At 63.5% G+C, this 24,252-nt stretch carries 22 protein-coding genes and 2 tRNA genes; 12 read left to right on the top strand and 12 right to left on the bottom strand.

The window, feature by feature from the left end; genetic code table 11:
* Positions 1 to 195, top strand: a 195-nt coding sequence (locus tag KBA48_RS11215) for a hypothetical protein (protein WP_292906262.1), incomplete at its 5' end; no start/stop codon positions are given.
* A gap of 8 nt (positions 196 to 203) precedes the next feature.
* Here KBA48_RS11215 and KBA48_RS11220 read toward each other — a convergent pair.
* From KBA48_RS11220 to KBA48_RS11235, 4 genes are all read right to left on the bottom strand, one after another.
* Positions 204 to 1,016, bottom strand: a complete 813-nt coding sequence (locus tag KBA48_RS11220; protein WP_292906264.1) for an ABC transporter substrate-binding protein — start codon at positions 1,014 to 1,016, stop codon at positions 204 to 206.
* Positions 1,017 to 1,309: 293 nt separating this feature from the next.
* Positions 1,310 to 1,450 (bottom strand): hypothetical protein, encoded by a 141-nt coding sequence (locus tag KBA48_RS11225; protein WP_292906266.1) that lies wholly within the window; start codon positions 1,448 to 1,450, stop codon positions 1,310 to 1,312.
* A 192-nt stretch (positions 1,451 to 1,642) separates the two neighbouring features.
* On the bottom strand, positions 1,643 to 1,894 hold the full coding sequence (locus KBA48_RS11230) for a hypothetical protein (protein ID WP_292906268.1): 252 nt from the start codon (positions 1,892 to 1,894) through the stop codon (positions 1,643 to 1,645).
* 60 nt (positions 1,895 to 1,954) lie between these two features.
* Positions 1,955 to 3,208, bottom strand: coding sequence for a bifunctional alpha/beta hydrolase/OsmC family protein (locus KBA48_RS11235; RefSeq protein ID WP_292906270.1), 1,254 nt, complete (start codon positions 3,206 to 3,208; stop codon positions 1,955 to 1,957).
* A 77-nt stretch (positions 3,209 to 3,285) separates the two neighbouring features.
* On the opposite strand from KBA48_RS11235, the gene KBA48_RS11240 reads away from it, so the two are divergent.
* The 9 genes from KBA48_RS11240 to KBA48_RS11280 all read left to right on the top strand — a co-directional run bounded on the left by KBA48_RS11240 (position 3,286) and on the right by KBA48_RS11280 (position 9,968).
* Positions 3,286 to 3,927: an NUDIX domain-containing protein gene (locus tag KBA48_RS11240; protein ID WP_292906271.1), complete on the top strand. Its 642-nt coding sequence runs from the start codon at positions 3,286 to 3,288 to the stop codon at positions 3,925 to 3,927.
* 122 nt (positions 3,928 to 4,049) lie between these two features.
* Positions 4,050 to 5,051, top strand: coding sequence for a cysteine synthase A (locus KBA48_RS11245; protein WP_292906272.1), 1,002 nt, complete (start codon positions 4,050 to 4,052; stop codon positions 5,049 to 5,051).
* 16 nt (positions 5,052 to 5,067) lie between these two features.
* Positions 5,068 to 5,796, top strand: a complete 729-nt coding sequence (locus KBA48_RS11250) for an alanyl-tRNA editing protein (RefSeq protein WP_292906273.1) — start codon at positions 5,068 to 5,070, stop codon at positions 5,794 to 5,796.
* A gap of 16 nt (positions 5,797 to 5,812) precedes the next feature.
* Complete coding sequence (locus KBA48_RS11255; protein WP_292906274.1) at positions 5,813 to 6,220, top strand: DUF1801 domain-containing protein; 408 nt, start codon at positions 5,813 to 5,815, stop codon at positions 6,218 to 6,220.
* Between the two features lie 27 nt (positions 6,221 to 6,247).
* On the top strand, positions 6,248 to 7,102 hold the full coding sequence (gene sseA / locus KBA48_RS11260) for a 3-mercaptopyruvate sulfurtransferase (RefSeq protein WP_292906275.1): 855 nt from the start codon (positions 6,248 to 6,250) through the stop codon (positions 7,100 to 7,102).
* A 128-nt stretch (positions 7,103 to 7,230) separates the two neighbouring features.
* On the top strand, positions 7,231 to 7,857 hold the full coding sequence (locus KBA48_RS11265) for an N-acetyltransferase (RefSeq protein ID WP_292906276.1): 627 nt from the start codon (positions 7,231 to 7,233) through the stop codon (positions 7,855 to 7,857).
* Entirely contained in the window at positions 7,854 to 9,059 is a 1,206-nt protein-coding gene (gene metC / locus KBA48_RS11270) for a cystathionine beta-lyase (protein WP_292906277.1), read from the top strand. Before KBA48_RS11265 ends, metC begins: the two co-directional genes overlap by 4 nt.
* On the top strand, positions 9,056 to 9,490 hold the full coding sequence (hisI, locus tag KBA48_RS11275) for a phosphoribosyl-AMP cyclohydrolase (RefSeq protein WP_292906278.1): 435 nt from the start codon (positions 9,056 to 9,058) through the stop codon (positions 9,488 to 9,490). Before metC ends, hisI begins: the two co-directional genes overlap by 4 nt.
* A gap of 106 nt (positions 9,491 to 9,596) precedes the next feature.
* Positions 9,597 to 9,968: a hypothetical protein gene (locus KBA48_RS11280; protein WP_292906279.1), complete on the top strand. Its 372-nt coding sequence runs from the start codon at positions 9,597 to 9,599 to the stop codon at positions 9,966 to 9,968.
* A gap of 51 nt (positions 9,969 to 10,019) precedes the next feature.
* Here the strand turns inward: KBA48_RS11280 and KBA48_RS11285 are convergent, their stop codons facing one another.
* The 7 genes from KBA48_RS11285 to KBA48_RS11315 all read right to left on the bottom strand — a co-directional run bounded on the left by KBA48_RS11285 (position 10,020) and on the right by KBA48_RS11315 (position 18,334).
* Complete coding sequence (locus KBA48_RS11285; RefSeq protein ID WP_292906280.1) at positions 10,020 to 10,274, bottom strand: hypothetical protein; 255 nt, start codon at positions 10,272 to 10,274, stop codon at positions 10,020 to 10,022.
* 167 nt (positions 10,275 to 10,441) lie between these two features.
* Positions 10,442 to 12,328, bottom strand: a complete 1,887-nt coding sequence (locus KBA48_RS11290; RefSeq protein ID WP_292906281.1) for a flagellin — start codon at positions 12,326 to 12,328, stop codon at positions 10,442 to 10,444.
* Between the two features lie 568 nt (positions 12,329 to 12,896).
* Positions 12,897 to 12,973: transfer RNA gene (locus tag KBA48_RS11295), tRNA-Arg, on the bottom strand.
* A 15-nt stretch (positions 12,974 to 12,988) separates the two neighbouring features.
* Positions 12,989 to 13,294 (bottom strand): ETC complex I subunit, encoded by a 306-nt coding sequence (locus tag KBA48_RS11300; RefSeq protein ID WP_292906282.1) that lies wholly within the window; start codon positions 13,292 to 13,294, stop codon positions 12,989 to 12,991.
* A 38-nt stretch (positions 13,295 to 13,332) separates the two neighbouring features.
* Positions 13,333 to 13,409 (bottom strand) — tRNA-Pro (locus KBA48_RS11305).
* 79 nt (positions 13,410 to 13,488) lie between these two features.
* Positions 13,489 to 14,394, bottom strand: coding sequence for an EamA family transporter (locus tag KBA48_RS11310; RefSeq protein ID WP_292906283.1), 906 nt, complete (start codon positions 14,392 to 14,394; stop codon positions 13,489 to 13,491).
* Positions 14,395 to 14,521: 127 nt separating this feature from the next.
* A complete protein-coding gene (locus tag KBA48_RS11315) occupies positions 14,522 to 18,334 on the bottom strand; it encodes a LamG-like jellyroll fold domain-containing protein (protein ID WP_292906284.1) in 3,813 nt (1,270 codons plus the stop codon).
* 253 nt (positions 18,335 to 18,587) lie between these two features.
* On the opposite strand from KBA48_RS11315, the gene KBA48_RS11320 reads away from it, so the two are divergent.
* Both KBA48_RS11320 and KBA48_RS11325 read left to right on the top strand, forming a co-directional pair.
* Positions 18,588 to 21,455: a TonB-dependent receptor gene (locus tag KBA48_RS11320; protein WP_292906285.1), complete on the top strand. Its 2,868-nt coding sequence runs from the start codon at positions 18,588 to 18,590 to the stop codon at positions 21,453 to 21,455.
* 80 nt (positions 21,456 to 21,535) lie between these two features.
* Positions 21,536 to 22,669 carry an aldose epimerase family protein gene (locus KBA48_RS11325; RefSeq protein ID WP_292906286.1) on the top strand — a complete coding sequence of 378 codons (1,134 nt, stop codon included), beginning with the start codon at positions 21,536 to 21,538 and terminating at the stop codon, positions 22,667 to 22,669.
* Here the strand turns inward: KBA48_RS11325 and KBA48_RS11330 are convergent, their stop codons facing one another.
* Positions 22,670 to 24,163 carry a CYTH and CHAD domain-containing protein gene (locus tag KBA48_RS11330; protein WP_292906287.1) on the bottom strand — a complete coding sequence of 498 codons (1,494 nt, stop codon included), beginning with the start codon at positions 24,161 to 24,163 and terminating at the stop codon, positions 22,670 to 22,672.
* Positions 24,164 to 24,252: the final 89 nt, after the last annotated feature.

The following is a 24,252-nucleotide window of genomic DNA, read 5'->3' on the forward strand; positions in this document are numbered from 1 at the left end:
TCGGTCGCGCATGCTAATCATCCTGGACACTACGGATATCAATGTTCACGACGTGCCTGGATGTGCCAGAATCCCAACGTCGTTTACGTCCCTTACACAGCCAAAACCGCTCCGGGTATTTCCATAATCCATATTATCGATCTTTCCATTGTAGGCGCGGTGGATTCAATTTTGGAGTGCGGCTTTCCTCTGTGATCGATGGGTCAGGGATTGGGCCGGCGATCAAGGCCCCAGCCACCCCAACTGCCGGGCGTGCTGTATCGCCGTTCCACGGCACCGGCACGGCCATCGGCGATGATGGCATCCAACGCCTTCTGCATGCGGGTCACCATGGCGGCGGGTACTTTTTTGTTACAGGCCAGAGCACCGGTGGACCGGGTCAGGCGCATCACCATGCGGACCGGCATATCGACCTGACGCGCCTGATACGGGGCCGCCCAGGCGCCACCCGCATAAAGATCAGCCCTGCCATTGAAGATGTTGCCAATTTCTGCCGCCCCTTCCGCCGTGACCAGGGTCACGTTGGGCACGTCGCGCGTTATCTCCCGCAGGTGTTTTTCCAGGGCGCCTCCGGCCTGCACAGCGATCCGCAGGCCGGTCAGATCGGCCGGCCCGCTGATCCGTCGCTGAAAGCCAAGCGGGGCGAACAAGGCCCAGCCCCCTTCCATCAGCGGTGCCACCCATTGGTAATTGGGCCGTCTTTCATCGGTCAGGTTCATCAGAAATATGCAGGCATCGGGACGCTGGTCCACGGCGGCAACGGCGTCCGGCCATGGCATGATGCTGATGTCATGGGAAATGCCGGCATCCTGCATGATCAGCCGCACCTTGTCAGTCGCCAGACCGATCAACTGGCCGTTCAGCGGGTCGAGGAAATTCACCGGCGGGTTCGGTTCAGTCACCAGGAACAGGGTGGGCTCCCCCTTCCGGCCTTCCGCCAGGGCCAGGGTCGGCGCGACCAAACACAGCGCTGTCGCCGTCAGTCCCGTTGCCAACCGCCCTGACAGACCGCGCACCGAAGCCAAATCTCTATACCCTTTCCGACATGCACAGGCGATAACGCCGCCCGCATGGAAATAGTACGCCTCAACCTGCGTTCTTACGCAATGGTGAAGTCACGACCTATGACGGGCTTCATATAGCGAATTATATACAGACAATCGTGTGCAGACTACCCACAACAGCTCTATCTGTGGCGCGAAACATGGACTCATTCCCCCTCCCCTGTTAAGCAGCAGGAGTGTGCGATACATCCATATATTAGTTAGTCCTGATACGTCATAATCCAGAATGTCAGGCGACGGTACCTTCACCGATCATCGTAAATCGTTGATGTACCGGGCATATCCGGTTCCGGCACCTCGCGCACGCCCGTATTGCGCTGCCATTCCCCGCACCAATCGGTGAAATTGGTGATGGGTGTGGCACCCGACGGGAAACGATCGGTCACCACGGGCGGGTACCGCCGGCAAGAACCCTTCGGTCCCCGTTCACGCACCCCATGCCCCACCCAGAACCGGCAGCTATAGCAATTGTCACTGCGCCGCAAGATCGCCCTCACCCTTCCGCCTCAGGACCCGCATTCTAGTCCCTGTTGACCAGGTTGCATAGCATGGGCCGGGCTTGAAGCCTGGGCGCTGCCTCAATCAGGCTTGCGGTGTGTGCCATCGGGATCGGCCGGTGTATAGGGCGGATCGGGAACACCGGCTTCCGGCAGGGGCTGGTCCTGCGGCTTGCCCGGACGCAGATCCTGCCGGTGCTGCTGGTAATAGGTCTGGATATCGGCGTTCAGGCTGTCGCGGCGGGCGGCACTATCCGATCCCGCCGGGGCGGCGCGCAGCCGCTGATATTCCTGAACCGCGGCTTCCAGTTCATCGTCACTGCGGATCGCCATTTGGGGCCTGCCTTTGTTTCCATCACCGGGAAAACGCAGGCGGACGGGTTTTGGTTCCCGTCAGACCAGATGGCTGTCGATGCTGGCCCGGCTGCGCAGGGTGCGGTGGACGGGGCAATTGCCGGCGATTTCCAGCAGGCGCTGGCGCTGGCCCGCGTCAAGATCGCCTTCCAGCGTGATGGAGCGGGTGAAATGATCGACCTTGCCGCCAGCATTCTCCGTAACCTCCCCCTCCACCGGGTCCCGCTTTTCATGGGTGACGGTGACGGAGACACGGGTCAGCGGCAGATTCTTACGGTTGGCATACATGCGGATGGTCATGGAGGTGCAGGCCCCCAAGGCGGCCTGTAAAAGCTCATAGGGGTTGGGTCCCAGCCCGGTGCCGCCGACATCCGTCGGCTCGTCCGCCGTGAAACGGATGCCGGCCGCGCTCACCAGATTGTTAAAGGCCCCCTCCCCCGTTTCGGATACGGTCACCGGCCCTTCATGCGCGGCGCCCACCGGCTTTGGCGCGTTGGCTGCGTCCAGACGCAGCGCGCGTCGCGCCCATCCGTCGATCAGCCCGGCCACGAAGGCGGTATTCCGCTGATCCGCCACCAGATGCCCGGCCCCATCCAGGGCCACAAAGCTTTTCGGATGCTGGGCCAGGGAGATGATGCGGTCCGCTTCCGCCAGCGGCACCACGGGATCCTTGGGATCATGCAGCACCAGCAATGGGCGCCCGAGGCCCCCGATCACCGACGCCATGTCATGGCGGGCCACGTCGGCCACGAAGTCGGCCGTGATGGGCATTTCCCGGTCGCCGACATTCAACTGCACCCGACCATCCCGCTGCATCTCCGCATCGCGTCCCGCGATCTTGGCCAGCAGTGTGTGGGGACCGGAAGGTGAATTGACGGTCACGACGGCGCCGACCGAGGGCAGATCGGCCGCGGCCCGCATCACGGCCGCGCCGCCCAGGCTGTGCCCGATCAGCAGCCGGGGGGCCGCGATTTCCACCGTCAGGGCGGCGGCGGCCGACAGCAGGTCCGCCACATTGGTGGAAAAATTCGTCTCGTCAAAGGCGCCGGCACTGCCGCCCAGGCCGGTGAAATCGAAGCGCAGAACCGCCCAGCCGCGTTCGGCCAGACCCCGGCTGATTCGGGCCGAGGCGTGGTAATCCTTGTTGCAGGTGAAGCAATGGGCAAAGATCGCGGTGGCCACGGGATGGCCGTCCGGCAGGTCGATGCGCCCGGAAAGGGTGACGCCCGTCGAACCGGCGAAGTTGAATTCCTGTGTCACGCGCGCCATCGTGGCCCCCGTCTGCCTTGGCATGATTGCCCTGTCCGGTTCCTAAGCTGGACCGGTGCCGGGTGCGGACGCAAGAGATTTACCCGTGAACGGACCCCACCATGCGCCTTCCCATCCATCCGCCCCTGCCCGGCCAGGACAGCCCCACCCAGGTGGAGGTCGCCGATCACACCTTCCTTCATCAGGGTTTCATGCAGTTTTCCGTGATGAAGCTGCGGCATGAGAAATTTGCCGGCGGCATGACCCCCGTCATCGAACGCGACATCTGTCACCGTGGCCATGCCGTGGTCATCGTGCTGTACGATCCGCGCGCCGACCTGCTGGTGATGGTGGAACAGTTTCGCATCGGCGCCTATGCGGCGGGCGTCAATCCCTGGATGCTGGAATTTGTGGCCGGCATGGTGAAACCGGGTGAGGACCCGGCGGAAGTGGCGATCCGGGAGGCGGCGGAGGAAGCCGGCTGCGTGCCCAGCGACGTTCACCAGGTCTATTCCATGATGCCCAGTCCGGGCGGCTGTACCGAATTGGTGGAGTTTTTCACCGGTCTGGTGGACAGCACCGGCATCGGTGGCATCCACGGGCTGGAGGAAGAGGTGGAGGATATCCGCGTGCATCTGGTTCCGGCGGAAACGGCCATCGCGGAGCTGGATGAAAACCGGGTGCCCAGTGGCCTGACCCTGCTGGGCCTGTCCTGGTTTGCGCGCCATCGCGACCGGCTTCGTACAAGCGCAGGTGTGGATTAAGGAATTCTACACCCGGAATGCATCAAGCGATAACCAGCGGTGCGGAACCGGGCACTGGTAATTGCACAGGCGTGCGGTCATATTGACGCCAAGGTTTCACACAACAACCAAGGTCAATTGCCGTGGACGTGCGCAACGGATTTCTGGACAGTATCGGCCGTACCCCCCTGATCCGCCTGCAGGGCCCGTCAGCGCTGACGGGTTGCGATATCTATGGCAAGGCCGAATTCCTGAATCCCGGTGGGTCGGTGAAGGACCGTGCCGCGCTGGCCATTGTGCAGGACGCGATCGAGCGCGGGCAACTGCGTCCCGGCGGCACCATCGTTGAAGGCACGGCGGGCAATACCGGCATCGGGCTGGCGCTGGTGGCCAATGCCCTGGGCTTCCGCACCGTTATCGTGATGCCGGATACGCAGAGCCAGGAAAAGAAGGACATGCTGCGCCTGTGCGGCGCCGATCTGCGCCTGGTGCCGGCCGTGCCGTTCAAGGACCCCGGCAATTATGTACATGTCTCCCACCGGATTGCCGAGGAACTGGCCGCAACGGAGCCAAACGGCGCCATCTGGGCCAACCAGTTCGACAATCTGGCCAATCGTGAGGGCCACCGCCGCACTACGGGGCCGGAGATTTTCGAGCAACTGGACGGCAGCATCGATGCCTTCACCTGCGCCACCGGCACCGGCGGCACGCTGGCCGGCATCGCGCTGGCCCTGAAGGAACGCAAGCCGGATGTGAGGATCGTGCTGGCCGACCCGATGGGATCGGCCCTGTTCAACTGGAAAAAGACCGGTGAATTGAAGTCCGAGGGGACATCCATCACCGAAGGCATCGGCCAGGGCCGAGTCACGGCCAATCTGGTCGATGCGCCCATCGATGACGCCGTGCAGGTGACGGACGAGGAGGCGTTGCCCATCGTTTTTGATCTGCTGAAGAACGAGGGCCTTGTGCTGGGCGGGTCCAGCGGCATCAATGTCGGGGCGGCGATCAAGGTCGCCCAGGCGATGGGACCGGGCCACACGATCGTGACCATCCTGTGCGACGGCGGGTCGCGTTATCAATCGAAGCTGTTCAATCCGTCCTTCCTGCGCGAAAAAGGTCTTCCGGTGCCGAACTGGCTCGCATGAAACGAAGGTGGATGCCATGACCCTGCTCTTCCGTGACGATCCGTATCAGGTTGAAGCAGAGGCTCTGGTCGTGGCGGCGGGGCCGGAGGGCATCATTCTGGACCGCACCTTGTTCTATCCCAATGGCGGCGGACAGCCGGGGGACAGTGGCAGCCTGAGCTGGGATGGCGGCACCACCACCATCATCGATGCCCGCAAGGCTGAGGCGTTGGTGGAACGGGGGGAGCAGGTGCTGCACATCCCGGCACCCGACGCGGCACTGCCGCCGGTCGGCGCAACGGTCACGCAGAAGATCGACTGGGAGCGGCGCCACCGGCATATGCGTATGCACACGACGCTCCACCTGCTGTGCGCCGTGGTGCCGGGTGCCGTGACGGGGGGACAGGTGGGGGCCGACCGGTCGCGCCTGGATTTCGATGTGCCATCGGCCAGCCTGGACAAGGATCAGATCGAAACGGCGGTGAATGAACTGATCGCCGCCGACCACCCCGTGCGGGAACGCACCATCACGGATGCCGAACTGGACGCCACCCCCGATCTGGTTCGCACCATGTCGGTGAAGCCGCCGACGGGGTCCGGTTCCGTGCGCCTGCTGCAGATCGGCACCGACGATGCCATCATCGACCTGCAGCCTTGCGGCGGCACCCATGTCGCCCGCACCGGTGAAATCGGCGGTATCACGATCGTGAAGATCGAGAACAAGGGCAAACAGAACCGCCGCGTGCAACTGGCGCTGCGCGACTGACGGAGGGGTGCCCCGCATGGCCGACGAAAACGCCCCCGCCCGCCAGATCGATGCGCGTATCGCGGAGTTGGATGACTGGCGCGGTGAAACCCTGGCGCGGATGCGAGCCTTGATCCACGAAGCGCTGCCCGACATCGTGGAAACGGTAAAGTGGGGTGGTGTGCCGGTATGGGAGCGCAACGGCATCATCTGTACGGGGGAGACCTACAAGGACAAGGTCAAGCTGACCTTTGCCAAGGGGGCGTCGGTTGACGACCCGGCCGGCCTTTTCAATGCCAGCCTGGACGGCAATGCCCGCCGTGCCATCGACCTTTTCCGGGACAGCGGCATCGACGCTATGGCCTTCAAATCCCTGATCATCGCGGCGGCGGCATTGAACAAAACCAAGGCGCGCGCTACCAAGGGCCGTGTGGCGCCAGATTGACATCGTTCCAGGATCGGAGAGTACGCGATGACGGACCCGTTGGTTTCCCCGCTGTGGCTGGAAACGGAACTGAATAATCCGAACCTGCGGATTCTGGATGCTTCCTGGCATATGCCGGCGGCCAAGCGTGATCCCAGGGCCGAATTCCAGGCCAAGCGCATACCGGGTGCGCAGTTCTTCGACATAGACGGGATTTCCGATCCCGACAGCCCCCTGCCCCACATGCTGCCCACGCCTGAAAGCTTCAAGGCTTCGGTCGAAGCGCTGGGGATCGGGTCCGACAGCATCGTCGTGGTCTATGACGTGACCGGCCTGTCCAGTGCGGCGCGTGCCTGGTGGATGTTCCGCGTCTTCGGACATGACAAGGTGTTCGTTCTGGATGGTGGTCTGCCCGGTTGGCAGAATATCGGCGGGCCGGTGCAGGATGGGCCGGTGCCCGCCCCTGCGCCCGGCCATTTCACGCCGGATTACCGCGCGCGTCTGGTCCGGTCGGTGGAAGAGATGCGGGCCAATCTGGAAACCGGGGCCGAACAGGTGCTGGATGCCCGCGCCGCCGGCCGGTTTGAAGGGACCACACCGGAGCCGCGGCCCGGCCTGCGCGGAGGCCATATTCCCGGTGCCCGCAACCTTCCCTTCGGCGATCTGCTGGACCCGGAAACCAAGCTGATGCTGACTGGTGACGCCCTGGGCGACCGGTTCATCCGGGCCGGGATCGACCTGTCGAAACCCATCACCACCTCCTGCGGCAGCGGCGTGACGGCGGCGGTCCTGACGCTGGGCTTGCATCGGCTGGGTGTGGACAATGTCGCGCTTTATGACGGGTCCTGGACGGAATGGGGTGGGCGCGAAGACCTGCCCGTCGCCACGGGGGCGGCCGCGTAACCTTGTGTCAACCCCTTGGACCGTATGGGTGGGCCTGATAGACGCGGGGTCGATCCGGGCGGCGTAGCCGCTATTGTGGGCACATCATGCATGGACGGGTTTCACGCCCGTCCCAGGAGACACGGGTCATGACCGACAGCAGCCCCAACCCGCCAGCGGGCCATATCAAGGTCACCGTCACCTATCTGGAAATGACGACACGGCCCGTGCGCCGGCAGCGGCCGCATCCGCAGGGGCTGTCGCTGCTGCGGGCGGAGAACTGCACCCTCTCCTTCTATCGCTATCTCTATGATACGGTGGGTGAGGAATGGCTGTGGTGGTTCCGCCGCGCCATGCCGGCGGACCAGTTGCGTTCCATCCTGGCTGATGCAAAAACCGAGATCTATGTCGCCTATGTCGCGGGGGTTCCGGCCGGCTATGTCGAGTTGAGCCGTGCCAGGCCGGGCGAATGTGAGTTGCAGTATCTGGGTCTGATCCCGGAATTCATCGGCCGCGGCATCGGCGGCTGGCTGCTGGACTGGGCCATCGAAGCGGCGTGGAATGGCGCAGGCGTGGAGAAAATCGCCGTCAATACCTGTGACCTGGACCATCCGCGTGCGCTGATGACCTATCAGAAGGCGGGATTCCGGCCCGTGGGCCAGGAGGTACGGTTCGATCCCGACCCCCGGCTGGCCGGCCTGATCCCCATGACCGCCGGATCGCACATCCCCTTGCCCGATCAGCCCCTGCCCGCGCCCGAGGCCACGCCAGAATGAGCACAAACGACAAGAACGGCCCGTTCGCCGAGGATACGCGCCTGATCCATGCCGGCCGTGCGCCGGAAAAATTCGGCGGGGCGGTGAACATCCCGCCCTTCCGCGCCTCCACTGTCCTGTTCCCGACCCTGGCCGCGCTGGATGCCTATGACCCCGCGCTGCGGACCGTGCGGTATGGCCGGACAGGCAACCCGTCCAGCCATGCCTTCGAAGCCGCGATGACGGAACTGGAGGAAGGGCATGACGCCGTTTCCTTCGCGTCGGGCCTGCAGGCCATCACCAGCAGCCTGCTGGCCTTCGCCCGCCATGGCGACCATGTGCTGATCGCCGACACGGCCTATGGTCCCACACGCAGCTTTGCCAATGGCATTCTGAGCCGGGCCGGTGTCACCGTCGAATATTTCGATCCTGCCATCGGGGCCGGTATCACCGGGCTGCTGCGCCCGACCACCCGCATCGTATTCCTGGAATCGCCGGGGTCCCTGACCTTTGAGGTACAGGACGTGCCCGCCATCAGCGCGGCCGTGGCCACGGTCAATCCCTACATTGTGGTCATGATCGACAATACCTGGGCGGCGGGCCTGCTGTTCAAGCCGCTGAAATATGGGGTCCATATCTCCATCCAGTCAGCCACCAAATATGTCGGCGGCCATTCGGATGCCAGCCTGGGCGTGGCCGTCTGCGCGCATCAGGACCATTGGATGCGTGTGAAGAAGGCGGCGATCGAACTGGGCGCCTGTGCCTCGGCCGATGAGTTGTTCCTGGGGCTGCGGGGCTTGCGCAGCCTGCCGGTTCGTATGCGCCGACACCATCAATCAGGCCTGAGGGTCGCCCAATGGCTGGCGACGCGGGCGGAGGTGACGCGGGTGCGCCACCCCGCCCTGCCCTCCTGCCCCGGCCATGATCTGTGGAAGCGCGACTTCACCGGCGCCTGCGGCCTGTTCGCGTTCGAGATGGAGCCGGTTCCCCGCCCTGCCCTGGCCGCCATGGTCGATGGCATGGCGCATTTCGGCATGGGCTATAGCTGGGGCGGCTTTGAAAGCCTGATCCTGCCGTCCAACCCCACCCCCATCCGCACCGCCGCCCCCTGGACCGGTGGCGAGCTGATCCGGCTGCATATCGGGCTGGAGGATGCGGACGACCTGATTGCCGATCTGGAGGCTGGTTTCGCCCGCCTGAATGCCGCCCTGGAGGCGAAATGATCTCCTATCCCCTGCCCGACGCCGCCATCGAAGCCGCCCTCAATGCCGTCAAGTATGACGCGGACGGTCTGGTCCCGGCCATCGCCCAGCAGCATGACAGCGGCGAGGTGTTGATGATGGCCTGGATGAACCGCGACAGCATCGCCGAAACCCTGCGCACAGGTCGTGTCTGCTACTGGTCGCGGTCCCGGCAGGCCTTCTGGCGCAAGGGGGAAAGCTCCGGCCAGGTCCAGATGCTGGTGGAATGGCGGGTCGATTGTGATGGCGACACGCTGCTGCTGCGTGTGGATCAGCAGGGACCGGCATGCCATACCGGCCGCCGCTCCTGCTTCTATCGCCGGGCGGAGGCAGAGGGGCTGATCGTCACGGATCCTGTGCTGCTATCGCCCGAAGCGCTGTATGGGTCGAAGAACCAGTCCCCCAGTTTCTGAATGGCTTCAATGCCAGAACCATCCATAAGGTCATAGCTTGCGCTCTGTGACATACGATCGGATGGGCGTAAGGTGGCAACGTCGTAATGCCACCGGACGTTGTCAAATGAAGGAACTGCGCTGCATTCTGTTCAAGGACCGTGAGGTCCTGTCAGCGATTCTGGACCGCAAGCGCCGCCTGAAGGAAGAACTGCCGGCGGGGCAGATCACGGGCCTGCGCCTGACCAATGCCGATGACAGCGTGTCCTGCACCATCGTCTATGATAACGGACAGCAACTCCTGACCGTGCCGGAGACGGAGCTGCAGGCGGCCCTTCTGGCCCATTGCATGGCGCGCAAGGTGCCGTTGCCCGTGGATGCGGACAAGAATGTCCATTTGATCCGTGGCCGCGCCACCTTGATGATCACCATGAATTTCAACCGCGCTGCCCGTCTGGTGCATGTGGCGGCGGCGGAAAAACGCGCACTGCCGAACTGACAAATCTGCCGAGGGGGTCGACCCTTGACCGATTGCAGAAGATAATCGCTGTTAACCGGGCCGGTTGCTGCCCGGTCTCCGGCGTATCAGCCGCAGCACCAGCAGGATGGCGGCAATCGGGACGACGATGATCGCCCCCTGCCGGACATAGGGCCAGGCCCAGCCGAAAATATCGGCCAGCCATTCGGGAACCTGTTCCAGCAGGTCTAGAACATGGTGCAGCAATTCGCCGGGCGTCCAGCCCAGCCAGGCCAGCACCAAACCCACCAGAAGAGACCAGATCAGGAGTTGGATCACGAAGCGCATGTGATCGGCTCTACCCCATCGCGGATCACAGTGCAATGGCATCACGATGCCGGCCAGTAGATAAAATTTAGTTATAAATGGTTTGTATAATGCATTTTGAATTGCAAATCAAAAAGAAAGGGCGGCGACCTTGCGGCCGCCGCCCTGTTTCACCCGGGTATCGCCTCTTAGAAGAGACGCAGGATCGCCTGCTGAGCCTGGTTGGCCAGCGAGAGGGAGATCGTGCCGAGCTGCTGGCGGGTCTGCAACAGCAGCAGGTTTGCACCTTCCTCGTTCTGATCGGCCTGGACCAGCTTGTTCGACCCTTCTGTCAGCACGTTCGAGAATTCGCTCGTGAAGCTTTCGCGGGTCTGGATGACGTTCAGGTTGGTCGACAGTGACTGAGACGTGGACCGGAGTCTCGACGTTGCGAAGTCCAGGCTGGACACGGCCTTGTCGATGTCGGCACGATCCAGGAAATTGTTCTGCGCATAGTCGAGACGCAGTCCCTGGCCATCGGTCTGAACGTTCTGCGAGGACACCGCGATGGTCGAGGTATTGGCCTCGTTGAACTGCACGGCCAGATCATTCTCGGTATTGGCGTCGGTGCGCTGAACCGTGATCAGGTTGTTCGACAGGTTGGCCGAGGCCGCCTGCTTCAGTACCGAGCTGTCCACTTCGAAGCGAACGGTACCGCTATCGAAGGCCAGGGAGTTCTCGCCATCCGACAGCTTACCAGCGCCGCGGGCATTCGTGCCCGACCGTTCGATGGTGACACCGTTCAGGTTCGTCGCGGAAACCGTGAGATCGACATTCTTCTCGATGGTCGAGGTGCCGTTGGCCGCCGTACCGCGGTTTTCCAGCGCCGTGCGGTCCACCGTGAAGGTCACGACCGTGCCGGACGAGAAGCTGATCGACACTGCCTTTTCAAGGGTGTTGGTGGCTGTGGCACCGATCGCGAAACTGACACCCGTACCGATCGTCTCGTTCGAGGTGATGGTGAAGCCTTCGATGTTGGCCGCGTCGCTATCCTCGTTCAGCTCGGCGATCGTGAAGCGACCCGTTGCCCCCGTGCCGTCGCCAACCGCGTTGTTGACGGTTTCCATCAGCTTCTGGGCGATGACAGCCCGGCGTTCCGCCGGGTCCGCCGAGGTGACGTCATCCGCCGTGGCCTTGTAGCTGAAGGACTGGCCGTTCACCGTGGCGGTGAAGGTGTCGCCTTCTTCGACGGCGCCGCTGATGGTCACCTTCGACACCTGCGCCTGACCGGACCGGCCGGCGGTCACATTGGCGGCCGTGGCGGACTGGGTATTGTCGAAGAACTTGACCGTGCGGCTTTCGCCGTTTTCCGTCACGACCAGTGTACGCTCACGCCCGGCATTGCCGCGCATTTCGATGCTGATATCGGAGAAGTTGCCGGCGGTGGCCGAAATCGACCCCGACACCTTCAAGGAGGTGATGCCACGGGCGTCTTCGGCCTTGGCGATATCCTCCAGATCGGCGCTGATGGCACCGGTACCCGACACGCGGATGGAGTAGGTATCGGCGCTGACGACGTTGGTCACGCGGCTGTTGGACAGACCATTGATGGAGTTGACGTTTGCGCGGCTTTCCGCCGTGCTGTCCATGGTCAGTCCGTTACCAACCAGCAGGTTCTTGCCCTGGTAGCCGCTGTCACGGGCGATCTTGTCGATCTGGTCCTTGATGCGGTTGAACTGCTCGGACAGCGACTTGCGGGTTGCGATGGAGGCCGCATCCGTGCCCAGATTGCCATATGCCGTGGTCGTCAGGCCCTTGGCCTGTTCGATCAGGCTTTCGATAGCAGTGATACCCTTGTCGCCAGCCTGGATCGTGCTGATCGACTGGCCCATGCTTTCCTTCAGCTTGGACAGGTCGTTGGCACGGACGCTGAGGCCCTTGGCCGCAAAGAAGTTGGTAGGACCGTCAAGGGCCGAATTGACCTTGTTGCCGGTGGCAAGACGGTTCTGGATGCCTTCAACCTGCTTGTTGGTCTTCTGGAGCAGCAGCAGGTTGTTTCGCATGCCTGCGGTCAACTGAACGTCACTGGTCGACATGGTATATCTCCTTTTGAGCCGTGAGAGGGGCCGTTTCGGCCCAAAATCGATCTCGTGGACTGGTCAGGAAGGACGTCGCCGTAACCCGTGGAAGACGCCGGGTGCGTTGCATGACCGGCAGTTTCTTTTCGGATCGGGCAATCCGTTTTGCTGATCGCGGTATCAGGCTTGCTTGGCTTACGCCTTGAAGGCTGGTCTGCACCGCTACTCGCTCAACGCCTTGTCCAGAGCTTCGGTCTCTTCCTCCTGAGGGTGAACACGATGGGGTTCGCCAGGGGATAAGCAGGAAGCGTGCCAAGTCATCGCAGCGCGCCAGACCTGTACTAAAGAGGTATATTTAGACCCCGAAAGCGCGGGAGACGGCGCTTTCTTCCGGGTGGGTACAGGCTGCGGCGGGGGTGGGGCGGCGAATTTTGCCTAGGCAGGCATTTCCTGCCGGGTGCGGGAAACGCCCCGCAAGGGCATGATGCGGCGGCTTTTGCCGGATCGGGACTGCGCCAGTGGCCGTGCAGGAAACGCAAAAAGGGCCGCCCGTCCATTCGACAGGCGGCCCTTTCGGCCAGGATGATGGCGACCCCAGCAGGATTCGAACCTGCGACCGCTCGCTTAGAAGGCGAGTGCTCTATCCAGCTGAGCTATGGGGCCGGATAGGGGACCGGGTCAGAACCGCCCGATACGCGGACGGTCGGTACGGAAGTTATCCGCGTAATTCTTGGGGATCACGCGGCGTTCATGCCATTCGGCAATGTCCGCGTCCCATCCCTTCTTCGACACGAAGGCCAGGGCGGCCTCCTTGGTCGGAAATTTCAGGCGCACCTGATTGAGGGTATCGCCGGAGCTGGTCCATCCCATCATCGGCTCGGGACGGCGCGGGGTCACGGGCTCATACTCCAACACCCAGTCGCCGACCTTACCGCGGCCGGACTGCATGGTGGTCTTGGACGGCTGATAAATCCGGACCTTCATGGCGAACCCTGTGACCTGATGGTTGAACCAAAGGGAGATGGTCGGAGCGAGAGGATTCGAACCTCCGGCCTGCTGGACCCAAACCAGCCGCGCTACCAGGCTGCGCTACGCTCCGCCATTCGAGGGCTGGGAATACACCACCGGAAGCATGGGGGCAAGCATGCCAACACGTGCGACGCTCGCATGCCCGTCCTTCATGCCGGCTGGCGGCGCCGCAACCTGCCCAGCGATGCCGGCGCCATGACAAGAAAATTGCCCAGGATGGCCAGCAGCAGCCCGGCAATGCCGGCGGACGTCCAATGGTAATCCTCGAACAGGGTGGAAATGACCAGCGCCACCACGGGCGTCATGATGGCCACATAGCCCGCCCGCCCCGGCCCGATGCGCCCCAACAGCGTGAAATAGCACAAGAATGCCGCGATCGATCCGAACAGCGCCAGATAAGCCAGGGACAGGAAATAAGGAACGGACGGCACCACCACGAAGCTGGCGCCCTGCCCGGCCGCCACCCCGGCCATGATGACGGCGCCCACCAGCATCGACCATGCCGTCGTGCCGATCAACGGCATCTCCGCCTTGCGTGTCTTCGACACCACCATGTTGCCGAGGGAGGCGGAGTAGTTCGACACCATCATCAGGCCGAATCCGGCCAGCGCGCCGCCTGTCAGCGTCTTTCCGTCAAGCTCCGGCGTGAACAGCAGCAGCACCCCCGCAACCCCCATGAGGCCGCCGACCAGGACCGGCGGGCGTATGGGCTGGCCCAGGAACAGACGGGCATTGACGACATTCATCAAGGACATGACGGAACCCGCCACGGCCACCAGACCGGACGGCAGCAATGCTGTCGCCTTGTACACCATGAAATAATTGATGGAGAAGTTCAGCAACCCTGCCGCTGCGATCAGCACCAAACCTTCCCGCCGGGGCAGGATGGGTTGGCGCCGGATTGCCAGCCAGCACAGCAGCGCCACACCCGCCAGCAAAAACCGGAAAGCCACAGACACGGCCGGATGTGTCGCACCCAACTGAAACGTGATGGCGTACCAGGTAGAGCCCCAGATCAGGACGGATGCAAAGAACAAGGCGATATTGACGGGCATAAAGGCACCGGTGACGGCAATCCAGGCACAAGCCTATAGACCCTCCGCCTTCCCCCACCAATGCCATTGTTGTGAGGGTGACAAGCCGTGCGCGGGGAGCGGCCTGCCCCCCCGCGCACGGCTTGTCTCAGCGAATCGATACCTTGTTATTGTCCGATCTGGCCTCCACCGCGCCGCCATCCAGGACGACATCGACGGAAACCGCACCATCCACGGCCTTCATCGCAACCGTCGCCGTTTTCGGCTTCAGGTCCAGGGGGGCCGCGATGGCGGGCAATGCCGTTTCCGACAACACCGATCCATCGGCGGACAGCAGCCGGACACGCCCTGTCGGCGCAGACGCGGAACCGATATTATGAACGGTGACCTCCACCCGTCCCTTCGCCCGGACCACGTCGCGCTTCGCAATGGCGATGTCGGGTCGGACGGTCAAATCCTGTTCAGGACCGGCCAGGGCAAAATCCATCACGATCGTCTGACCGGGTGCCAGGGTTACGGGAACGCGCTGCCCCTCGCCAAAGCTGACGGTCCGGGAAGCGATCACGCTGTCGGCCTTGTCATCGCCGTCGGCATCCACGCCTTCCGTCACGGTCCAGTCGCCAGCGGCGACGTCCGCCCCGATGATACCGGCCGTCACCGGCTTGTCCGACAGGTTATGGGCCAGGATCCGGAAGCCGGTGCGTGTCGGTTCCTTCACCAGCACGGCCACCTTCTCCGCCCCGTCAACATCGTCGAAATCCCAGGCGATGCGGTTGCCGCGCACAATGGCGTTGCGGTACAGCGCAACACCGCCCAGACGCTGTCGCTGCAATTCCTGGGTCGGCAGTTCGACGCGGTCGGTCCACCAATGATCGACCGTCTGCATGTCCATGCGCAGGGAAGCGAACTGGCGCTGTGCGTCATACTGTTTCACCAGCCATTGCTTGTCGCCCGTGGCGACCCAGGCCGTGTGATAGATGAAGGGGCCGGCATAGCGGTCGGATTTCGCCTGCGCCAGCACCGCATTCCGCAGATCAGGCCGGTTCAGGTCCAGGGCCAGATCACCGCTGACGATGCCCGACAGAGCGGCAAACCCGCCCTTGCGCAGAACCTGTTCGATGGGGCGCAGGTATCGGGCGTCACCCGTCCAGCGGTAGGCCGCCCACATCAGCAGGTTGGTCTGTTCCGGACCGGCCGTGCCGCGCGTGGCCCCATCCGGCCAGTTGATCTCCGACGGGAAGGTCCATGTTCCATCCGCATCCTGCTTGCCATGGGCCAGATAGCCGTCAGCCAGTTCCAGCAGCAGCTTGCGTGTGCCCGGATCGCCATTGATCTCCACCAGCCGGATGCCGGAATGGAAAATCAGATAGGAATAGGGCTTGGACCATTGCCAGGGCGCTTCCGTGACGATGTGCCCCGCACCAAAATAGTTGGAGGTCAGCAGCCGGTGGCCCTTCGGGTTCACCGCCGTCAGGTCGGCATAATTCGCCGCCGTCTCCATCAGACGTTCCACCGTCTGCGGGTCGCCCGGTGTCAAAAGGGCCATCTGCGCCTGGGCGTTGATCCCCTCTTCATAGACGTGAAGCTCGTCCGTGACGATGGTGCCCAGGCCGTTGGTCAGCATGCCGTTGGCGTGGATCGCCTCGATCATGTCGGACAGGGACTTGGTCAGCTTCTCCCGGTCGACACCCATCAGGGCCAGTCCAGGCCATTGATTGGTCAGGTCGGTATCGTCGGACAGGCCACCGCCGAATTCACCCCCCACCTGGCGATGGTCGATCCACCAGTTCACGAACTGCCGGACCTGCGCCAGATACCGTGTCTGTCCCCAGGCCCAGGCCGGCGTGCCCGGCGGCGGCGGGTCCAGTTCAACGGGTGGCAAGGGTTGCTGCGGGTTCCATTCCGACCAATAGGCGTTGGCGACCTTGTTATCGGGGTCGATGCGGAGAAGATCGGTGATGTCATCATAGAAGCGCTGGAACAGGCCCAGGTTTCGGCTGCTCTGCCGCTCCTCCACCAGGAACCCGTAATTGTCCTGGATCTGGCGCTCGCGGTCAAAGACATGGTCGGCCTTCGCGTCGGCCTTGGATTTGAAGACCAGCCGCAGGGCGGCCCCGTCCAGCTTGTCCACGGAAAATTCCGGGGCAGAGGCGGCAATAGTCAGATAGAGCGGCCGATCCGACGGCAGGATACGGTCGCGGGTATCCAGCCACAAGGTCCGCGCTTCCCCGGGCTTGACGGCGACATTTACATCCATCAGGTCCCGTTCGGGGGTCAGCGGGTCCTTGACCCGAATGTTCAGCGCGACCAGTCCCCCCTTGTGGGTGGGTTTCACATTCAGCGCCGGTACGGTCAGTTCGATCCCATCCAGGCCGCCGAAATTCTCGAACCCCTGGACGGCACCCCGATACAGCGCCATTCCCGGTTCCTGCCGGCGGTAATCCATGGGAATGGCGATATGCGCCACGGGACGGCCAGTCTCCGGCGGCGTGATACGTTTGCGGGTGGGCACGCCGGCATCAGGAATGGCGACGATCAGGCCGCGTTCGCTTTCCGGGTAACGGCCGTCGATGAAGCGGCGCAGCGGCAGGATGCCGGTAAAGTCCGGCTCGACACCCAGACGCAGGGTGAAGCGGAAATCGCCCAGCCCCTCCGGCGCCGTGCCGGGGCCGACATGATAGGCGCCGATCTCCTGGATCGGGGTTTCCTGCACCTCATTGACGAAGCGCAGCGCGCCACCGGTCGCATCCTGCTTCAGACGCGTGGTGCTGCGCTCGGTCCCCTGCCGCCGCCGGCTCAGAAGGCTGCCATCATCCGTGACCTGAGCATTGCCGGGGGGAACCGTCGCCCCCTTGATCCAGCCCAGCTTGCCAAAGGCCGCGCCCTGTATCTCCACCTGATTGAACGGTTCATCCGGCAGGAACCAGGTGCCGGACTTGCCTCCCATCGAATAGACGTTCCAGTCGGGCAGCGTGAAATAATCATGCCGGCCCGGCAGGGTGGAGCGGTTATAGACGCCCGGCCAGGTCGTTTCACGGATGCCGTCATTGCCCTTCCACATACGCTGGGCGATATCGCGCTGTTCGGTGAATTCCACCTTGCGGATACGGGTAGCGGCATCGGCCAGATAGGGGGGCGGGTCATCGGGCCGGTCAAAGCCGTTGCGATGAGACCAGGATGCCCAGCCGTCAGGCGTCGCGGGCAATGACACCGGTTCCCTATGCTGCGCCAGCGTCTTGATGGCGGCGGCATCCAGCGCGCGGTCATGGATGCGGATTTCATCAATGTCGCCGCCGCGCAGAAAATTATAGCGGCTTTGCACCTGGATCGGGCTGATGATCCGGCTGTGCGGACCGAACTGATCAAGGCTTGCGTCCAGCGATGCCGGCTGATCCTTGCGCGCTACCAGTTCGCCATTCACATAAAGCTGAACGCCCGTCGCCTCGTCCCAGGCAAAGGCGATATGGGACCAAGCGTCCGGGGCCGGCGGGGTTGGCATCGTCCATGAAACACGCACCCGCGCCAGATTCGTATCGGTCACGAAACCGTCGAATCCCTTGCCGTTCCAGTCCAGCCGCAGGAAGACCATGTCCCAACTGCTATGGTTGGAATAGGCGACCCTGAACAGGGGAAATTGATTGGAACCAACGGGATAGCGGGAACGCCAGAAGAAGCTGAGCGTGCCGCGCTGGGCCCGGATGTTCCCCGGCGCGGCCCAGGCCAGGACCTGATCATCGGCGGCCTGAAGATAGGCGCCCGGCGCCCCGCCCTGCGGTATGACCGCCACCTTGTCGGCGAAGGTGGGACGTGCGTCCCCGACGGCCCGGTCGGCGACCAGCCCCTTGTCGCCGGTAACCCGGAACAAAAGTCCGTCGGGCGCGTCGACCGCCCCTGCGGGCAAGGCGCCTGTCAACAGGGCCAGCAGCGCCGCCCCCGTCCGCAACCGTTTCGCATGTGCCATTCTGGTGTCCTTCCCTGGCCATGGCGGCGGTTCATCTGCCCGCGCCGTTTTTCCCGGCCGCCGGATCACATCTGCGCAACAGGGGCAAAGTTTATTCGCTTTCCTGTTTCCACCGCTTGCGTTCCGGTTCAAACCATGCATAGTTTCTTATGACACCGGTGACAATTCGCAAGCAAAATCGCCGGCCGCCGATCGAAAAATGGGGACAAACGGCGCGACCAAGCGCCGAGGCCCTGTACAGGAGGAGGAACCCATGTCCCTTATGAACCGCGGCATCTGCCGCGCAATCCCTTATGGCGTCTCGGCATTGGCGCTTTCCCTGGCTTTTGGCACAGGTGCCGCCGTTGCCCAGCAGACAGCCGCTGAATCCGGCAGCGAGGCGCTGGAAGAAATTGTTGTCACCGGTTTCCGCGCCAGTCTGGCCAATTCGCTGAACATCAAGCGCAATGAAGCCGGCGTGGTTGATGCGATCAGCGCCGAGGACATCGCCGACTTCCCCGACACCAACCTGGCCGAGTCCATCCAGCGTATTCCCGGCGTTTCGATCGACCGCGATGCGGGCGAGGGAAGGTCGCTGACGGTGCGCGGCCTGTCGTCTGAATTCACCCGCACCCGCATCAATGGTATCGAGGCGCAGGCCACGACGGGCGCCACCGACAGTTCGGGCGGCACCAATCGCGGCCGTGGTTTCGACTTCAATGTCTTCGCGTCCGAACTGTTCAACAATATCACGGTGCGCAAGACCGCCTCGGCCGAGGTCGAGGAGGGATCGCTGGGCGCCACCGTCGATCTGAAAACGTCCCGTCCCTTCGATTTCAACGGTTTCACGGCCGCCGCCTCTGCCCAGGCCGGCTATAATGACCTGTCGGAGAAGGTGAATCCGCGCGGCGCCGTGCTGCTGTCCAACACCTGGCTGGATGACCAGATCGGCGCCCTGCTGTCGGTCGCCTATTCGGAGCGTGATCTGCTGGAAGAAGGCTTCAGTTCCGTGCGCTGGGGCCCCGCCAATGGCGATAACGGCTTTCAGAACCCGGCCGCCCTGCCCGGCGGTGCCTCTTCCGCCGGCGGTGTGTTCCATCCGCGCATCCCGCGCTATGGCCGGCTGGTCCATAATCAGGAACGCACCGGCGCCACCCTGTCCTTGCAGGCCCGCCCGGCGGAAGGCAACACGACCGTCAGCTTCGACGTGCTGTATTCCAAGCTGGACAGCACGCGTCAGGAAAACTTCCTGGAAGCCTGGTCGCTGAGCCGCAACGCCTCCCAGGGTGGCAAGCCGGAAGTGGATATCGTCCAGACCGTGGTCGATCCCCAGACGGGTGAAATGGTCTATGCCCGCCTGGACGACATGGACATCCGTTCCGAACAGCGTTACGACGTGCTGAAGACCGAATTCACGCAATATACCCTGAGCGTGGATCACGAATTCAGTGAAAGCGTCCGCGCTACGCTGACCGGCGGGCGTGCGGAATCGAAGTTCGACAACCCCGTGCAGACCACCGTCCTGATGGATCGGCAGAACACGGATGGGTATAGCTGGGATTTCCGCGACAACAGCAACCTGCCGCTGATCGATTACGGCTTCGATGTCACGGACCCGACCAAATGGGTCATCACCGGCACGACCGGCGCCAATCCCCGGTCGGAAATCCGCATGAACCCGACCTTCCAGACCAACACCTATGACACGGCGCAGGGTGATCTGGCCTGGGACATCAATGATACGTTCAGCGCCAAGGGCGGCGTGAACTGGAAGCGGTTCAAGTCCGAGGCCCAGGCCTTTGCCCGTCCGTCGGCCACCAGCAATGTCGGCCCCGCGCTGCCGACCGGCACGACGCTGGCCAGCATGACCAAGCTGCTGACCGGCTTCGGCAAGGGCCTGAACCTGCCTGACGGGTCGGTGACCAGTTGGCTGGTCCCTGATCTGGCCGCGTTCGAGCGCGTGTTCAACATCAACTGCAACTGTGACACGGGCATCGCCGGTGGTGATTTCCGCAGCCTCGGGCTGGAAAACAGCGCCACCCTGGCCAACTGGCGCAATGTGAAGGAAGAATCGCTGGGCTTCTGGGCGCAGGTCGACTGGAACACCGAACTGGGCGACATGCCGTTCCGTGGCAATGTCGGCGTGCGTCAGGTGAAGACGGACGTGACGGCCACCGGTTATTCCTTCATCAACAGCGCTACCCGCCCCGTCACCGGCAAGAACAGCTACAAGGACACGCTGCCTTCGCTGAACATGTCGCTGGAGCCGGTGGACGATGTGATCCTGCGCGCCGCCGCCGCCAAGGTGCTGTCGCGGCCGCCGGTCACCAACCTGACGCCGGTCTTCACCCTGTCGGCGCTGAACGCCCCGAACCCCAGCGCGTCGCTGGGCAATGTCACGCTGGAGCCGTACCGTGCGGACACGGTGGACCTGTCGCTTGAATGGTACTTCGCGCCGGAATCGCTGATCTCCTTCGCCTGGTTCTACAAGGACATCTCCACCTTCGTGCAGACCACCCAGCAGACGCTGACCTATGCGCAGTTGACGGCCATGAACCCGGAAGCATTCCCGGCTGGCGGCGGGCGTGACCCGAACCTGAGCTATGTGTTCAGCACGCCGACCAACACGCCGGGCGGCCCGCTGAAGGGCTTCGAAGTCAGCTTCCAGGCGCCGTTCAGCTTCCTGCCGGAAGGGTTCAACAATCTGGGTGTCCAGGCCAACTATACGCATGTGTCGTCGAAGATCGATTATTGCTCGACCTCGGCCTGCAATGCCTATGTCACGGCCAATCTGGTCAATCTGTCGCCCGACGCATGGAACGGCACGCTTTATTATGATGACGGGGAGAAGTTCAACGCCCGCGTCTCCGTCGCCTATCGTTCCGGCTATTACCAGCAGGTCCCGGCTGCCAATGCCGGTACGCGCGGCATCGTAGCCATCGGCAAGTCGGCCACGACCACGTTCGACGCTTCGGCCTCCTATAACGTGACCGAGAATTTCTCCGTCTCGTTCGAAGCGCTGAACCTGACCGACGAGGCCAACCGCCAGTACCATGGCGAGTTGGATGGCGTCCGTAACTCCACCTACGTCTATCATCACACGGGTCGCCAGTTCTATCTGGGTGCCCGTTACAAGCTGTAAGCTGGAAGTCTGATGGGGGGCCGGGATGCGATCCGCTTCCCGGCCCCTTTTATTTGGCCCCTTGGGAAATGTTGCGACCCATGACCGTGATCCTGTCCCGCCGCGCCCTGCTTTCCTCCCTCGCCGCCCTGCCGCTGGCCGGTTGCGCCGCTCGAGTGTCGGGACGGTCCGGCGTGACCGAACAACTGTTCGGCCAGATGCCGGACGGGGCGCCCGTCACGCTTTACACTCTGTCCAACGGAACGGGCGCCAGCCTGCGCGTGATGACCTATGGGGCCACCGTCACCAACCTTGTCATGCCGGACCGGGCGGGGAACTTCGCTGATGTGGTCCTGGGTCTGGACGATTTCGAAAGCTACCGCACAAAGTCCCGCAATTTCGGGACCCTGGTCGGCCGCTATGCCGGGCGCATCGGTAATGGCCGCTTTGCACTGGATGGTCGGGAGGTGGTGCTGGACACGGGCGGGTCGAAACATTCCTCCCATGGCGGGCCGGTCGGCTTTGCCAAGCGCAACTGGCACGGCGCGATACTGGACGGTGCCGCCGTGCGCATGACCCTGCTGTCGGCCGACGGGGATCAGGGATTCCCCGGTGAACTGGGCATCAGCGTCACCTACAGCCTGACCCCGGATAACCGCTTCTGTCTGGACATCGAGGCGTTGACCACCCGGCCCACGGTCCTGAACCCCACGCATCACGGTTATTTCAACCTGTCGGGTGTGCCCGGATCGCTGATCCACGATCATCTGCTGACACTGGATGCCGACGGCTTCACGGCCTTCGGGTCTGACAAGATGGTGACGGGTGAAATTCGCCCGGTGGAGGGCACTGCCCTGGATTTCCGTAGCCCCAAGCCCATCGGCCGCGACATCGCCTCAACAGAGGAACAGATGCGCATCGGCAATGGTTATGATCATAGCTTCGTCATCCGGGGGCCCCATGGCGGACGCCCACGCAAGGCCGCCCGACTGGACCATCCCGGCAGCGGCCGGAGCCTGGAACTCTGGACCAGCGAACCCGGCGTGCATGTTTTTACGGCCAACGCCGTGGATATGGTCGGTCGTGGTGGCGCCATATACAAGCCGCATTGCGGCGTCTGCCTGGAACCCCAGCATTTCCAGAACAGTCCCAACCAGCCGGGTTTTCCCGGCACGGTGCTGCGCCCGGGACAGCGGTTCCGGTCGCGCAGCGAGTATCGGTTCGGGGTGGCTTGATCACGCCGCCACGGCCACCACATCCGCGGCCAGGAACGCCGTCCACAGGGCCGGCAACGGTTTCAGCGCGGCGGCAGCGCGCTTGCGCAGGGTGTCGGCGGCGGTGGACTGGTCGATCTTGTCCAGCAAAGCGGCGGCATTCATGTCGTCGGCCGCCTGTTTCAGGGGCGTGCGGAGGCCATCGACGGCCCGTTGCAGCGGCGCCACCCGTTCGGGGGGCCAGACGGCGCGGCAGAAATCCAGGTCATAGCGCAGCTTGCGCAGCCGTTTATGGGCCTTGATGGCCGCGGCCACATCCGTAGGCTGGCCCAGCGCGCGCAGATTGTCCAGGCGCTGGCGCAACATGTCACCCGCGATTTCCGACAAGGTTGTCCCGAACGGACAGCCATGCGGCTGCCGCGCCCAGTCGCCCGCCTCCAGCCAGGCCGCGAATTCCAGTTGCCAACCGGTCCATTCAGGCGAGGCCAGCAGGCGTATCGCCTTGTCCAGCGCCCTGGCCCGCGCGGCGGACACTGGCCCGACGGCGCCCTTGCGCGCATCCTGCGGCAGTTCGGTCAGCGCCATGGCCAGCTTCTGCCAGTCGCGCGCCCTTTCCAGCTTGCGGCCCAGCGCCTTCAACTGATCGCGCAACGCATCGCCCTGGTCGGTATGGATAAGATCAGCGAACAAGCCATAGGCGGTAATCAGGCGACGCACGGCCGATGCCATTTCACGCAGAGCCGCCGGATCACCCATGGCTTCGGTAAACGCCGGCTGGTTGTCCAGAAGATGGGCCAGACCGTTGCGCCCGATATGGCGGAACGCCTCCATCACCGTAGTAATGGGGGAGATGCCCAGGGGCCGTACGGGATGGGCGCGCGGCTGTGCCCCGGTCAGCAGGGCCAGCCCCAGATCGGCCTTGCTGCGCGTGGACAGGCGCAGGGGCACGCGGGCATGGATATCGGCGGCCAGCCGGAACAGGTCCGCCACCTCCCCCTGTTTCAGTTCCAATTCCACTTCGCTGATCGTGTGGCGGGCCGATGGCTGCCCATCGGGTGACATGACCAGAGCCTGGCCCAGGTCGAGCGCCAGTTCCACCCGCCCTTCATCCCCGGCACGCAGCAACAGGATGGTGCGCTGCACATCGGTGGTGAACAAAGGCGACAGACTATCCAGCGCGTCGGGCGGGATCAGTTCGGACAGGTCACCCTGGCGCAGAAGGCTGGTATCCAGCCCGTCACCCACCACGGCCCAGCGCCATTCCCGGCGAACGGCGATGCCCGCACCATCGCCCCCCTCGCCCGACGACATGGTCTTCACCGACTGTTCGCGCTTCACCCCCTGCCGCCGCAGGCGCAGCGCAAGGCCGCGCTTGGCCAGCGCCAGACCAGGCGTATCGAAATAAGCCGTGTGCTGGCGCACGGGATCGGCCTGCGTCACCAACCGCTCACGCACCAGGGCAAGCGCCGCGATGCGGGGCAGGTCCGCCGGATCGGCCAGCAATTTGATTTCCACCTCCCGTTCCGGGCGGGGAGTGCGGGGGGCCTTGGGCTTTGCGTTCAAGGGGGCTCGCGCGTCGGTTCCGTCAGGGAAGTACCCCCTTC

It is taken from the genome of Niveispirillum sp. (assembly GCF_017996735.1).
Classification (GTDB): domain Bacteria; phylum Pseudomonadota; class Alphaproteobacteria; order Azospirillales; family Azospirillaceae; genus Niveispirillum.

Excerpts from the sequence above, each read along its gene's own strand:
- hisI (WP_292906278.1), top strand. The coding sequence starts at position 9,056 with ATGATCTCCTATCCCCTGCCCGACGCCGCCATCGAAGCCGCCCTCAAT.
- KBA48_RS11300 (WP_292906282.1), bottom strand. The coding sequence starts at position 13,294 with ATGAAGGTCCGGATTTATCAGCCGTCCAAGACCACCATGCAGTCCGGC.
- KBA48_RS11230 (WP_292906268.1), bottom strand. The coding sequence starts at position 1,894 with ATGGCGATCCGCAGTGACGATGAACTGGAAGCCGCGGTTCAGGAATAT.
- KBA48_RS11320 (WP_292906285.1), top strand. The coding sequence starts at position 18,588 with ATGTCCCTTATGAACCGCGGCATCTGCCGCGCAATCCCTTATGGCGTC.
- KBA48_RS11250 (WP_292906273.1), top strand. The coding sequence starts at position 5,068 with ATGACCCTGCTCTTCCGTGACGATCCGTATCAGGTTGAAGCAGAGGCT.
- KBA48_RS11285 (WP_292906280.1), bottom strand. The coding sequence starts at position 10,274 with ATGCGCTTCGTGATCCAACTCCTGATCTGGTCTCTTCTGGTGGGTTTG.
- KBA48_RS11325 (WP_292906286.1), top strand. The coding sequence starts at position 21,536 with ATGACCGTGATCCTGTCCCGCCGCGCCCTGCTTTCCTCCCTCGCCGCC.
- KBA48_RS11310 (WP_292906283.1), bottom strand. The coding sequence starts at position 14,394 with ATGCCCGTCAATATCGCCTTGTTCTTTGCATCCGTCCTGATCTGGGGC.
- sseA (WP_292906275.1), top strand. The coding sequence starts at position 6,248 with ATGACGGACCCGTTGGTTTCCCCGCTGTGGCTGGAAACGGAACTGAAT.
- KBA48_RS11265 (WP_292906276.1), top strand. The coding sequence starts at position 7,231 with ATGACCGACAGCAGCCCCAACCCGCCAGCGGGCCATATCAAGGTCACC.
- metC (WP_292906277.1), top strand. The coding sequence starts at position 7,854 with ATGAGCACAAACGACAAGAACGGCCCGTTCGCCGAGGATACGCGCCTG.
- KBA48_RS11290 (WP_292906281.1), bottom strand. The coding sequence starts at position 12,328 with ATGTCGACCAGTGACGTTCAGTTGACCGCAGGCATGCGAAACAACCTG.
- KBA48_RS11235 (WP_292906270.1), bottom strand. The coding sequence starts at position 3,208 with ATGCCAAGGCAGACGGGGGCCACGATGGCGCGCGTGACACAGGAATTC.
- KBA48_RS11280 (WP_292906279.1), top strand. The coding sequence starts at position 9,597 with ATGAAGGAACTGCGCTGCATTCTGTTCAAGGACCGTGAGGTCCTGTCA.
- KBA48_RS11255 (WP_292906274.1), top strand. The coding sequence starts at position 5,813 with ATGGCCGACGAAAACGCCCCCGCCCGCCAGATCGATGCGCGTATCGCG.
- KBA48_RS11240 (WP_292906271.1), top strand. The coding sequence starts at position 3,286 with ATGCGCCTTCCCATCCATCCGCCCCTGCCCGGCCAGGACAGCCCCACC.
- KBA48_RS11315 (WP_292906284.1), bottom strand. The coding sequence starts at position 18,334 with ATGGCACATGCGAAACGGTTGCGGACGGGGGCGGCGCTGCTGGCCCTG.